General features: G+C 40.3%; 7 protein-coding genes and 1 pseudogene. All 8 read right to left on the bottom strand.

Translation table 11 applies throughout. From position 1 onward, the window contains the following. Positions 1–235: 235 nt before the first annotated feature. The gene (locus AAOP42_RS00730; protein ID WP_349526534.1) at positions 236–1,177 is read right to left on the bottom strand and encodes a glycoside hydrolase family 18 protein; all 942 of its coding nucleotides are present in this window, start codon (positions 1,175–1,177) and stop codon (positions 236–238) included. After that, complete coding sequence (locus AAOP42_RS00725; protein WP_349526533.1) at positions 1,167–3,185, bottom strand: beta-N-acetylhexosaminidase; 2,019 nt, start codon at positions 3,183–3,185, stop codon at positions 1,167–1,169. Before AAOP42_RS00725 ends, AAOP42_RS00730 begins: the two co-directional genes overlap by 11 nt. Before the next feature lie 104 nt (positions 3,186–3,289). Beyond that, on the bottom strand, positions 3,290–6,256 hold the full coding sequence (locus tag AAOP42_RS00720; RefSeq protein ID WP_349526532.1) for a LamG-like jellyroll fold domain-containing protein: 2,967 nt from the start codon (positions 6,254–6,256) through the stop codon (positions 3,290–3,292). 32 nt (positions 6,257–6,288) lie between these two features. Then, positions 6,289–7,851 carry a RagB/SusD family nutrient uptake outer membrane protein gene (locus AAOP42_RS00715; RefSeq protein WP_349526531.1) on the bottom strand — a complete coding sequence of 521 codons (1,563 nt, stop codon included), beginning with the start codon at positions 7,849–7,851 and terminating at the stop codon, positions 6,289–6,291. Positions 7,852–7,878: 27 nt separating this feature from the next. Further along, complete coding sequence (locus tag AAOP42_RS00710) at positions 7,879–11,376, bottom strand: SusC/RagA family TonB-linked outer membrane protein (RefSeq protein WP_349526530.1); 3,498 nt, start codon at positions 11,374–11,376, stop codon at positions 7,879–7,881. Between the two features lie 195 nt (positions 11,377–11,571). Beyond that, the gene (locus AAOP42_RS00705) at positions 11,572–12,627 is read right to left on the bottom strand and encodes a FecR family protein (RefSeq protein ID WP_349526529.1); all 1,056 of its coding nucleotides are present in this window, start codon (positions 12,625–12,627) and stop codon (positions 11,572–11,574) included. 125 nt (positions 12,628–12,752) lie between these two features. Then, the gene (locus AAOP42_RS00700; RefSeq protein ID WP_349526528.1) at positions 12,753–13,307 is read right to left on the bottom strand and encodes an RNA polymerase sigma factor; all 555 of its coding nucleotides are present in this window, start codon (positions 13,305–13,307) and stop codon (positions 12,753–12,755) included. Positions 13,308–13,403: 96 nt separating this feature from the next. Then, positions 13,404–13,679, bottom strand: a pseudogene (locus tag AAOP42_RS00695) (sulfatase-like hydrolase/transferase); the annotation flags it as partial.

Below are 13,679 nucleotides of genomic sequence, written 5' to 3'. Positions count from 1 at the left end.
TTTGCCCAGAAGTTGAGGGTAAAAACTGGTGCCATCCAGGATTTGATTTTGAGGTTTTTGAGCTTGTGCCGCTTCTAGTAAAGAAGGGAAGAAATCGGTAAAATCAATCAGGTTTTCATTCATCTGATTTGGAGCAATAGTGCCTTTCCAGTTCGCAATAAAAGGTATATGAGCCATCTAGCATGAATACCTTAACCATTACAACTACAACTTTCATCGTATTCATTTTGCTTTTTTACTTATTAAACCCCCTTTCTATTTCCATTAACAATGACATTGGACTATCAACCTTTTCATCAAATCCAAGCTCCCAAAACATGATTCCGCCCCAATTTTCATCTTTTATAAATTGAGCCGTTTTTCTTATTGTTGCTCCTCCCATAAAGTCGAATCCATCAACCAGATCAGCTTCCCGTGGTGGCTGATACAATTCAACAATTTTCCTGTATGGCATTGTTTTTTCACTCTTTCCAGAAATACCAAAAAAGGGCACTCCAAAAACGACCCGATCTCTGGAAATACCTGCTTCGATGACATTCTGAACTCCATGTTCAAACCGTTCTTTGAAGGTAGGCAAGTTCAAATAATGAAGTGGCTCATAAGTCATTAAATGCGCCTGATCAATGTTATCAATAAGAAGTGAAAGCAAGTGCACCTGCTCTTTAGAATAGTTGAGTGCAGTGGTCAGCATCAAACCACGCTTACCAAACACTTTTTTAAGTTCTTGAAAAAGTAATACCGCATTGTCTTGGTCTTGCTTGCTTTTGGGATATTCCCAATCAATGTCAGCCCCCTGAAGGTTATTTGTCTTGCAGAATTCCGCCAGGTTAAGGCTAAAGTTTTCTCGGCTTGACTGGTTGGATGCTAAAGCTGCAAAATGTTCTGAATTTATCTGAGCCCCTCCAACACCAATCAATAATTTCAGTTCAGGATACTCCTTCCTTTCTTCATTTAGCATTCGGATATCTGATATTGCTGTTGGTAGAATTCCCAATTCACCATTGGCTTTTGGTCTGATGAGCTTGTAAATAAGTTCGTCTATATAATCGAGCGAACCCGGGTCAAACCGACTGATACTATTATATTTTAGATACGCTACCACCCTAGGTCGTTGTGCCTGAGCCATCGGACAGAGCAGGAAAATCATAATAATGATCAAAAACCTTCTAAAACTCATTTTTTGCGCCTGTATAAAATCCACTTATTTTATTGAGATTATTGACACTGTCATGCAAGCCTCCTAAGCGATATCTTTTCACCCAGTTTTCACTAAAATCAGCTATAATCTGTTGAATATCTTGTAGTAAAATGGCTTTATCTTGCTCACTGATCAATGCACTCTTTGTCCCCCCTTCAAAATTCAGCTTGGCCAGATTCAACTTGTTGGCATGGATAGCCAGGTGAATAGCTGTTCTTAATTCATTTTTTATCCACTCTCCATCTTCACACGCTGGAGAGATTAGCTCAACCTCCTGCTCCAGAACACTTAAACCAGCCTGGATATTCTTAACTTTCTCCATATTGATCCCTGCAATCCTCTTGTTTTCTTGCACTGGTATATCGGCATGTAGCAAGGAATAATGAAAATACATATTGCTAGGATTTGAAGGATCAAACACTTGGTTTATGTTACTGAGTTCATGAATAAACTCCGCTGTTCTTCCGCTTTTGTCTTTAAATATGTATTTGTTGAGCAAATTATCAACCTTGACGTTTTTATTGAATTCTACTCCCCAACTCAATGCTGCTCCATAAAGAATTGGCGGATAACTAAGCACAAAAGGCTGCCAATGGCCATAATCACCCCAATCCGTGTTGAGGTATCCTATACTTCCATACTTCAACCCATTTTTAGCTGCAGATAGCTGATTTTTCATGGCATTATCATAACGACCAGTGATACACCTCCAGGATGAAGTGCCGGGACAAACGTAAAAAGGTACCTTGGCTTTTTTGAAAACTTTACACTGCGCATCGAATGGATGATTGGCATTGTAGCCCCATATCATGGCAGTGATGTTATCAGGTAATTGAGAAATATACTCCGGATGTTTCAAGATAATATCACCCCAAAACTGCATGGAGTGATTATTCGCTTGTACCAGTTTGTTTAATTCCAACAGATAATCAAGGTACACCTGCCCTTTGCCTTTTTGCTCCACAGCTGTTTTGGATTTTCCGTAACCTAGTTCGTAAGGTTCATCTCCTCCCACATTGATCTGGTTACTTGAAAAATTTGGAAGTAATTCACTGTACAGCTCAGAGATAAATTCAAGTGAAGCCGGATCTGTGGCATTCAGTGTGTTTCTTGTTTTGAGTCCAGAAGGCGTGTCTGGCGTAATCGCAGAGATCTTCGGTCGTTCTGCAATACGCCAATATTCCTCATGCTCCAACCATCTGCCCATGTGCCCCAGAGAGTTTTGGTTCGGCACCAATTCTATAAACCTCTCTTTGCAATAAGCGTCTATCTGCAAAATTTCATCGGCTGTTAGCGCACTATATTGCTGCCAAACAACCTTGTGGTTTTGATATTGAAATGTATGCTCCGAGTAAAGCTGTAATTGATTTATTTTCCAGGAGGCGAGGTTGTCAATAAACCTGAATATCTCATCCATCTTCGGTACTTTGTCCCGGCTGATGTCCCACATGAAACCCCGATTGGGAAAATCAGGACTGTCCTTGATCGTCAATACAGGAATATATCCACTACTTTTTGCAAAGGCCACAATTTGCCGTAGCGTTTGCCAGCCATAGAACAAGCCTGCCTCATCTTTTGCCACCAACTTTATGTGCTCTTTAGATATAATCAGGCTATATCCCTGATCCTTCAAGACCAGCTCCTTATCTATACTTAAAGTCACACCAACCTTCTCTCTTATGGCCGATTGAGCAGAGAGACCAAAGAACAAGCCAGCCTCTCCAAGTGTGGCTTGGATACCTTTGGCGATCCTATAACGATTCTCACTGCTGTTGATCCCATTAAATACAATCCTTCCTCCTCTAGAGTGATACTTCTCTCCGGATACTTCAACCTTGTTTGGAATAGGTATCAGAAAATCTGTCAACCGATCACCAGAAGCACTAACCTCGCCACAAGTAAAAACATTCGCTATAATTGCCAACAACCATAGCTGGAAATTCTTTCGTGGGTTCTTATATAAATAGTTGAGCTTTATCCCTTTCATTTTATCTAGCTAACAAATAGTCTTAGAAATTTCAAAGGCAAGAAAATCAAGGGTCAAAAAGACCCAATGATTTTCCTTCCTACGCTGGTTGATAAAAACTTAACTCATTCCTCCCTTACCAGTTTTCTGGTATAGGTTCGTTCTCCGTCACTTAGCTTAAATAAGTAGAGCCCTTTGGGCAATTCCCCAAAATCTAAAGTAACTTCCTCAAGCCCTTCAGCCTCAAAGCCCTCCTGCCTCCATAATAAGTGGCCACTGATATCGAGCAGTTTAGCCTCTGCCAATGTAGGGTCTTTTACAGAAAAGGAAACCTGTACAGCATCAGTAAAAGGGTTCGGGTATATGCTGACAGTCTCGTCCTCTTCATCCAGACTTTGTGCTATTTCTTCTTTTGATGATGAGACCTTACGACAGTTTGAACAATCAGGATTACCGTAAATTTCCTCTACTCTATCGGATGTGAGATCATTTTCATAGATCCTCAAATCATCGATAAGACCGTCGAAATAATTCTTTGGACCAATTACCTGACTTGTTCCCCAGAAAACACCATATTCATTGGTTGCACCCAAACCAGCCGCACCATTGTGTTTCCTGACCTGCTTAAATTCGACATCCGCAACCGTGCTTTCAAGTTCACCGTTAACATATAAGGTTAGCCTGCCATGATCAAATACTACCACTATATGATGCCATTGATTTGTCTCTGGAACAGTCCAATAAACACCAGAACCCAATTCAGAATCTGATTTAACACGCCCTACTAATACATCCCCGTTTAATGCTATCCCAAGACCATCAACTAGTCCTCCCTCCTCATAGATCGTTTGAAAGCCAGTCAGACTTTGTGGTTTGAACCATAAAGCAATAGACTTTTCAGTAAAGGCATTGTGAAAAAAGTTATAATCCTCAATCTCATTAGACAACCGGGCATATTGAGAGCTACCATTAAATTCGATAGAATTTGTGCCTTCCTTCGAGTCAGTTGACAGTGAAGGGCTTCCCACATAACCAGTAATTTTATCCACCTCCTGAGAATCCGATCCAGAATTTAGGTGGGAAGAATTTGTTACTCCGGACGTGAAGTTAAATCCAAAATGGCCTTCAGGGTCTCCCTGCACAACTACCTCTCGTGTCAGGGTATGTGTCCCCGCTGAATTAGAGACTTCAAGACTTACAGTGTAAGTACCAATTTCATCAAAAGTATAGGCAATTGTATCGTTGGTCGCAAAATACGAAGATTCTGCCCCTCCTGACACTGACCAATCGAAACTACTGGCACTTCTGGAGGTATTCACAAACATTACCTCCTCTCCCGGAAATACTTTTTTGTCATCTATGAAAATACCAGCTCTCGGTGGTATCAACGAATTATCAAGTGAAAGTGCCTGATGTATGCCACTGGACAAGTGAGGTAGAAATGAATCATGATTAGAATCATGGCCAATTTGAAATGCCATAACACCACCCATACCCTGATTAAGAGTATATCTGGTTTTCAAGGCTATGGTATCAATATTGTCATAGTAGTATTTTTCACCATCGGTTTCGAATAGCTGATTAGGACTGTACGTCAACGAGGCTATATCATTGTAACTTATAGAACCAGGGTTGGTTGTATTCTTTACAGAGCTTGCATAAAAGCCAAGTCCTGGTAGCAATTTTTGCCTAGGAATATCATCCCACCACCCCAATACCTCCTGAAATCGAGTATAGGGAACCTTTCGATTCGTTTCAGGGTTCATATATGCCTCACCCAAAAATGACATGATCGAAAGGTAGTCGGTATATGGAACAATATTTTCGAGTATGTTACTATTATTCTCATCATTATTGTCCCCTGGCTCCAAGGTAACGTTGGTAATTAAACCTGTATCCTCGAATTCAAGTTGAATTTCTTGTAAAAGTAACTTATACCTTAGCCAATCATTCGGCCCATCGGGATGTTCCCAGTTAATATCAATACCGTCCAGACCGTATTGCTCACAATATTCTCTGACATTTACAGCAAAATTATGATGTGCAACAGGGTCTAAGGCAAGGTCTTGCATATAATCAGAATACCCTGATCCAGATCCTCCCGCAAAAGCAACCATTATCTTTATATGCGATCCGTCTATCTTCTCTTTGACCGATAGTAAGCTGTCTATATATCCTTTATATCTTGATACCCCATATGGGTTAAAATCATCAATGTTTAGACTTCCATCAGCTAAGGGCTGAATTTGCTTAATCAACAAATGGGTGAAATATTTCAAATCGTTGAAATCTACGTCAGCAGCATAATAAAGCAAATACCCAAATGCCACTTTCCTTTCTTTCGTTGCTGACTTATATGATATTTCTGAATTTTCATTGTACGTTCCATCGTAGGGAGTCCCCAATGTTCCCTCCACCAGATTTGAGGTATCATCTTCAAACTGCCAGTACAGCTTCAGATTGCCGTAGTTGGGGTGACTGGAATCCAGCTCTTTATTACCCCATTCGGTCATAGTTACCAAGGAAAGTGCCGTATTCCAAATACGCACCTCGTCAATAGCACCTACAAAACTACTACTTCCAACATATAAATTGGCGGTGTTATTAGCAGCCAAGGAAGGGAAAGATCCTACAATATTTCTGGGTACTTCCATATACCCTAGGAAAAATCGCAATCGTAATGCATTGTTGGATTGTGAGCCGTCAAAAACCATTGCCACATGATACCAGGTGCCAAGTTCCATGACCACATCCGGGCTTGACTCGTAAGTGTTGCTGCCATTCGCTACAATGGCCACCAACTTCCCGTTGTTTATCTGTAATTGCACTCTACTTGTACTATTAAGCTGCTTATTTATTAGCTGTGTATAAGGATTGTGCTCGTCTACCCTTACGTTCATCTCAAAGGTGAACTTTTGGGTGCCATTTAACTCTGTTACATTTCCTGTGTTGATAATAGCCCCATCCATCTCCAAATAGTATTCCCCTACCTGAGCCAAAGTATCTACTTTGGGCAGACTCAAAATCAGGACAAGCACAATAGCTCTTAAAATCCACTTTGAGTGGATTTTAAAATTATTTAATGTTCGCATGTTAGATATCGTTTAATTATTAAACTGATAGATTAGTATCCAGGATTCTGATCCGATTGAGTCATCAGGTCATTGAAATTGATCTCGGTACTGGGAAGTGGCAGCAAGAGATTTTTCTCCAAAAATGATTGAGATAAATCATCGTATGTCACGTCCGTCCAAGTCGCATGTCTGCCAATATCCAGATTGGGATTGTCGTTGTGCCGTTGCAAGACCTCACCTAACCAGGCAGCACCTCTCCTTCTCAGCTCCACATAGGTCTTGGCTTCACCCATGAGTTCGATCACTCGCTCCATGTATATTTCTTTACGAAAATCCTCTTTGTTCAAAATCGGCCAGTCTGCTGGCTCAGTAGCACTTGCTCCATCGGTAGTTCTGGCTCGTTGCAATACCTGATTTACATAAGTCTGTGCCAATCCTGAATTACCCAATTCACTTTCCACTTCCGCCATTAGGAGAACCAAATCTGCATACCTGAACAATACCTGATCCTTGGAAGACTCATTGGCTACCCGGTCAGGGTCAAAATGTTTCTTGAAATAAGGCCACCCAAATGTATTATTTGCCTTGTTGACAGGATAAAGATTTGGAGTGGTTCCATTTGATACCCTTTCATAAGAAGTATGAAAAAAAGTGGCATCAAGTCGCGGGTCACCGGGATATTTATCCGCATGTATGTCATAAGCTGTTTTGGATGCCCGGCATCTGCCGTTGTTGCTACCTGCCACAGAGGCACCAGCGGGTTCAGTTGAAGCCGGGTTAAAATTATAGAGAGCACCTTGTGCAAAGTTCACCTTGAAAATAACTTCAGCCGAAGTGGTGTTCGCATCCCAAAGGTTGACCAAACTCGGATCAAGTACATAAGGTCCCTGGCTAATCACAATTTCACCCTGCTCTTTGGCTTTTTGCCAATATGATGATGATGTGCCATTGATTTCATCTTCCTGGCTGGCTCTAAGGAAATACGTCTTTGCCAGAAGCGCTCTTGCCGCCCACTCATTAACCTTCCCATGGTTGTCATTTTGCTCCAATCTCTCTATGGCATCCAGCAAATCTTCTTCAATTAAATCGTAAACCTCAGATCTTGTGGAGCGTTTCACATTTGTGGTTTCGGTATTTACCGGTTCGGTACGCAAGGGTAATCCTCCCCAGAAACCTGTCAACTGCAAGTACACAAAACCTCGTATAAACTTAGCTTCACCAATGAACCTGTCTTTAACCTCTGTGCTCAGCTCACTGGCTTCTACGGCATTGATGAAAGCATTCGCATCTCTAATCGTACGGTACCCTGCATCCCACATTCTGGCAGGCAAAAGGGTGGCTGGTGAAACATTCAACATAACCAAATCCGCTCTCCAGGCAGAGATATTGGCATACCCCAATCCAGAACCCATTTCTGAAGTTTCCATCAACCACATTCCCGCAAAAGGCTGACCTCCCAACTGCACATATATACCGTTCATAGCCAACTGTGCATTTGTTTCGTCGGAAAATACAGTTACCTCGTTTAATGAGTACAGAGGGTTCTCAGTTAGTTCACAACTACTGAAAGCAACAGTGAACATCAGTATAATTAAGAATCTATTGATTTTCATATTCATCTCATTATTTTTAAAATTTTATTAAAAAGTGGCTTTTACACCAACGGTCCATGATCTCACATTCGGAAATGCATTGAGATCAATACCCTGACGCAAACCGTCAAAAGCGAAGGAGTTGGCCGCCGGATCATAACCGCTGTAATTGGTTACAGTAAGCAGGTTTCTCCCAGACACGTAAAAGCTAAGATTGGACATCCGTATTTTGTTTATCCAGACCGACGGCAGATCGTAAGCCAAGGTCACCTCAGCCAACCGTAGGTAGCTGGCATTCTCTACAAAGAGATCATTTAGCACTTCAGGTGCGTTAGCCCCAACCTTTACATGTGTAGTAGATGGATTTTCCTCAGTCCAGGCGTTCTCATATCCAGAAGCCAGAACGTTACGTGATGCACCCTCAGCTCCAGGATAATTCATGAAGTATGATCCCACATTGATGATATCATTGCCGTGAACACCATTAAAAAATGCTCTTAGTGATAAGCCCTTGTATTTCACATCAGTTTGGAATCCGTATGTGTAATCAGGATTAGGGTTTCCAATGATGGTTTGATCACTAAAGTCAACTACTCCATCACCGTTTCGGTCTACATACCTGATTTCCCCTGGTCCATTCGTTCCTACTGAGGTGTTGTAAGTAACGTCTTCATCTGTTTCCTGTAGAATACCATCCGTTTCAAAGCCCCAAAAAAGTGCAGGTTGTCTGCCTTCTATGAAGATATTGGCCGGATAAGGCAGTACTGATCCGCCAGTAATCTGATTTCCTATAAAGGCCCTTAGGGTGTCACTTCCAAAAACACCTTCCTCAAGGTTCAAATCCAATATTTTTCCCTTGTTGAAAGCAATATTGCCTCCCAAAGATATGCTCCAGTTGTCGTTCTCAAAGACAACAGCTGACAGGCTCAACTCAATCCCTTTGTTTTCAAGTGATCCTCTGTTGACCAAAATGCTGGAGAAACCTGTAGATGTTCCGATGCTCTTATTGTTCAAAAGGTCTTTGGTTGTTTTTTTATATACATCTATGCTACCACTTATCCTTGCATCGAACATAGCGAAATCCAGTCCCAAATTGGTATTTTCTGTTGTTTCCCAAGTCAGGGAAGAATTGGCCAAGTTGTTAACCTGAAGTGCTACCAGCGGGTTATTGTTGTCATCCGAATAATAATATGCTGTAGAAGTGAAGTTTGCTACTGTTGAAAATGGAGCCACTCCCTGGTTTCCTGTTATACCCCATCCGACCCTAAACTTTAACTGATCCAGAAAATCTGCATTGCTTAGAAATGACTCCTCGTTGACCTTCCAAGCCAATGCACCGGAAGGGAATACGCCCCATCTATCTTGTGGAAACTTACTGGAACCGTCAGCCCGAACACTTGCTGTCAACAAATATTTTCCCTTGAACAATCGAGCATTTACTCTTCCCAGATAAGATAAGATACTAAAGTCACCCTGGATTGGATTATTAAAATAGGAGGTAGTTGCCAAATGAAACCCTTTGGTACGTAAAACATCTACATCAAAATCATTTGCGTATTTGGTTTGGTTCAGGATAGTTTGGTTATCAATAGTATATCCCGCCAAAGCGTCCAGAGAGAAGTTGTCAGATATTTTCTTGTTGTACCTCAACAGGTTTTCCACGGTATAGGTATATGCTGTTAAGGTAGATACTCCTAAAAGTCCATTTTGAGATCTACCTGCCGCTGTTCTTTTTCCAAGCCATCTGGAACGTTCCTTCCATCTATAATTTCCTCCAATCCGAACCTGGTAAGAAATTCCATTCCAAATATCATAGGTTAAGTTCAATCCACTTCTGAAGGCATATTCTGTTGCCAAGTCATCATAATCTTCAATCCATGCAAATACCGTGGTAATATCCTGGTCTTCCAAATCCTCTGTATCCTGATCTATCCCCTGATAGTAATAAGGTCTGCCAGCCAGTGCAGATCTAACTGCACTACTGGTGGTACTGGCTCCAAAACGATCCCCATTCTGTTGTTGATCATTATGCCGCTGCACTCCATTGACAGAAAAACCTACTTTCAGTTTCTTGCTCAATTTGCCGTTCATGTTGAACCTAAAATCGTATTGTTCTAATCCGGTACCCTCGGTAAGTCCAGAGACACTCTGATAACCTGCAGCAAAGAAATAATTGAGCATATCTGTTCCACCGCTGAGGTTCAGCCTGTAATTTTTCTGCAATGCGGGCTGAAACAATCTGTCCTGCCAATCTACCTCCGAAATATTCTTATAAGATTGAAGATCGGACGGATCAAACTCATTCCTATCAGGAATGTATATATTGCCTGAGCTACTGAAACCTGCTACGGTATCAGTTTTGGCATATTGTTCATTTCCTGGTGTCACCTGACCGTTGCGAAATGTCATGTAGCCATCCAAATCCAACATGTCAAACTTTTTAGAAATATTTGCAGACGTAAAACTAGATTCGAAACTTACTTTCACACTTCCGGTTTTCCCTCTTTTGGTGGTAATTAATATTACTCCATTGGCTCCTCTGGAACCATATATAGCTGTAGCCGAGGCATCTTTAAGCACTTCCACCCTTTCAATGTCGCTTGGGTTGATGGAAGCCAATGCACTTTGTACGGTTGCATAAGCCCCACCCCCAACTATGGCTTCCGCAGCATCCAGTGTAGCAGATGTTAAGGGGACATTGTCAATTACATAAAGAGGCTCATTATCCCCTCTGAGAGAGTTTCCTCCTCTAATTCGGATGCTTGCAGCAGCTCCCGGTTGGAAACTGTTATTGGTCACAGCAACACCCGGCATTCTCCCCTGAAGCATAACAGCAGCAGATGTAAATTGACGCCCGTCATTATCATTGGGCTTATAGGAAGCCACTGCCCCGGTAAGATCACTTTTTTTCTCGGTACCATAGCCAACTACGATTACTTCATCAAGCCGTTCTGCATTCGAAATCATAGATACATCAATAGTTGACCTTCCTGCTATTTCAATATCCTGAGTAACATACCCTACATAAGAAACCGAAATTATCGCATTATCTGGAACAGTAAGTTTGTAATTGCCATCAATATCTGTAGTGGTACCCATCGATGTTCCTTTGATAACAAGAGAAGCGCCTGGAAGCCCTTGATCAGTTTCATCTGTGACTTTACCAGTTATATCAATATCCTGGATGATCACCAAAAAATCTGATTTTTTCCTTTTTGATTTTAGGCTAATGCTTATATTATTATTGTGTTGCCTAAACATCAAACCAGCCTCTTTTGAAATCTCTGTCAAAATTTCAGCAACAGAGGCATCACTTATACTTAAGTTAAGGTTTTTTAATGCTAAAGCATCTTCCTTGTGGTAAGAAAAACGGAAGTTAGTTTTAGATTCAATTTCCTGAATCACATTCAAGACACTACTCTTTTTCGAATTGATCGAAACCTGAACATCGTGTACACTCTTGTATTGTGCAGATACCTCAGAAGCAACTACCGTGCTTATGAAGATAAGGTTAATAATAAATATATACAAAGAGTATTTCGTCATTAACTTAATAAGTTGTATTAAATTATGCATAAATTTGTTTGGTTTTGTGTTTACATAAAACTTTGGATTGCCGATCATTTGGACTCATTCCCCAATGAAGTTTAATCAAATGAACAGTGCGGTTCTTAAATTATTACCGGTCGTTCTGTTGAATTACCGGTATTTTTTTATCCGTTTTTATTTAATCATACGCATTTAATTTGTTTTAAAATCTATAGTTACAATCTTGTCTTTAATATCAAAGTTGAAGTTTTTGCTAAAACCGATGGCTTTTAGCACTGTTTCAAGACTTTGATTGTTGAATTCTCCTGAAAAATGAGATTTAGGTTGTGCTGGGGCTCTAAGTACATGGATTTCCACACCATACCATCTTTCCAGATTTTGCAGAATGTCTTCAAGCGTATCATTCTGGAAATACAATACGCCCTCTTTCCAAGCCAACGTTTTTCTAATATTGAACTCTGATTTAACCATCAAGCCATTTTTCATAGAATAATGAGCTTTTTCACCTGGAGACAAATAGGTCTCCTTACCAGTACTTTTTAATCCTATATCGTCCACTCTCACCTTTCCAGTCGCCAATGAAATTTCAATCTCGGCACTGTTTTCATAAGCTCTAATATTGAATGAAGTACCTAATGCAGTTGTTGTGATTGTTCCGGTTGTTACAGTAAAAGGTCGGGATTTATCCTTAGCTACCTCAAAAAATGCCTCTCCAGTCAGAGTTATTTCCCTTTTACCATTTCCGAAGTTTCTTTCGTATTCTATCTTACTTTCCGAATTCAAAATCACTTTTGAACCATCACTTAGAAACACAGTAGATTTTTGGCCTGAAGGGTTTGCTTTAATGATCTTGCGTGAAATTTCTATAGTGCCACCGTCGTTCAATTCAGGTAAATATTTCTGCACAAAAATTCCAATTAAAACTCCAATTATTAAAACTGCAGCTATTTTACCAGCATAACTCCAAATATTAATTTGGGCTTCCTTGTAAGGATTAGATTCAACATAACGATCCTGATTCAGCGTTTCAAGAATTTTGCTTTTCTCGATTTGATACTCTGCTTCTGGTAACCGTAAAGCAAATAAGTGCACCAGCTCTTTGGCGGTTTTTACCTCTTCAATCTTTTCAGGATGACTATTAATCCAATCGTCCCACTCACCTTTATCCTCGCCGTTTTGTTGCAGGCAATAGTCGATAAAAGACTCGTCTGAGACAAAATCCTCAATTGAATAATGGTTTATATTCATTGTTCTCTTCTAATTAAATATTCTCAATGGTTGGGTCAGTTGCACAACCTGTCTAATAGTGCAATTCACTCAGAATATTTACCGAAAAAAAAACAACTATTTTTCAGAAAATCACAAAAAGCCTTCTATTTGGCAAAAAAGAGGTAAAAAATTGCTAGTGTAGAGATGTATTGTTTGAGTATTTTGAGTGCTTCATAAACCTGATTGTACACGGTTCTGTTTTTGGAAGAAGTAATTTCAGCTATCTCGTCATAAGTCAATCCCTCAAAGAATTTCATTTTGATGACTTGTTTTTGCTTGTTCGTCAGCTTATCCAAAGCCTCGTGAAGTTTAAATTGCAAGTCTTCTGAAGATTGATTTTTAATGAGAAGTTCCTCATACGAAAGTTCCATTCCTATAGGATTGTCATAAGACGAACTCTCTTTGCTTCTTTGCGCCATCTCCCTAAAGAGCTTTCGCTTGAAGTATTTTAGAAGATAAGATTTTAAAAAATTTACCTCACTCTGATTTTCCCTGTTGTCCCAAATTTCAAGATAGACCTGCTGAATGCAATCTTTAACCAACTCCTTATCTCCGGAAATTTTAAATCCATAAGCATACAAATCTTGATAAAAGGTTTCATACAGCTCTATAAAAGCTTTTTTATCTCCTTTTTTTATGGATTCCCATAGGTTTGTCAATACATTCAACGTTTTCTATGGCAGTAAATCTATGAGATTTTCTTTAAAAGAAAATTTGTTTTAAAGAAGGTTTCTTTCAAAGCTCATAACCCATTCTCACCTCATTTCATCCAAAACCTTCTGAAAACCTGCTTTCAACTCCAGTTGATCTTTGCTCAATTCACTATCAGCAATGCTGGTTAGCTCCATTGGATCTGCCTTAAAATTGTAGAACTCTCCACTGCGGTACAGTTTCCACTCTGTGTTTTGCACATAGGTTTTAGGGGTGAAATTTCCCCAGTTTGGCGCATAGCTACAAAAAACCCAATCTCTGGCTTTGGCTTCTTTGCCCAGAAGTTGAGGGTAAAAACTGGTGCCATCCAGGATTTGATT

Origin of the sequence: Reichenbachiella sp. MALMAid0571 (assembly GCF_040151475.1) — a bacterium.
In the GTDB taxonomy this organism is placed as follows: Bacteria; Bacteroidota; Bacteroidia; order Cytophagales; family Cyclobacteriaceae; genus CAXBNB01.
This window is presented reverse-complemented; position numbering and strand designations above follow the sequence as displayed.

Coding starts and splice junctions, on each gene's coding strand:
- AAOP42_RS00730 (WP_349526534.1), bottom strand. CDS start 1,177: ATGAGTTTTAGAAGGTTTTTGATCATTATTATGATTTTCCTGCTCTGT.
- AAOP42_RS00725 (WP_349526533.1), bottom strand. CDS start 3,185: ATGAAAGGGATAAAGCTCAACTATTTATATAAGAACCCACGAAAGAAT.
- AAOP42_RS00720 (WP_349526532.1), bottom strand. CDS start 6,256: ATGCGAACATTAAATAATTTTAAAATCCACTCAAAGTGGATTTTAAGA.
- AAOP42_RS00715 (WP_349526531.1), bottom strand. CDS start 7,851: ATGAAAATCAATAGATTCTTAATTATACTGATGTTCACTGTTGCTTTC.
- AAOP42_RS00710 (WP_349526530.1), bottom strand. CDS start 11,376: ATGACGAAATACTCTTTGTATATATTTATTATTAACCTTATCTTCATA.
- AAOP42_RS00705 (WP_349526529.1), bottom strand. CDS start 12,627: ATGAATATAAACCATTATTCAATTGAGGATTTTGTCTCAGACGAGTCT.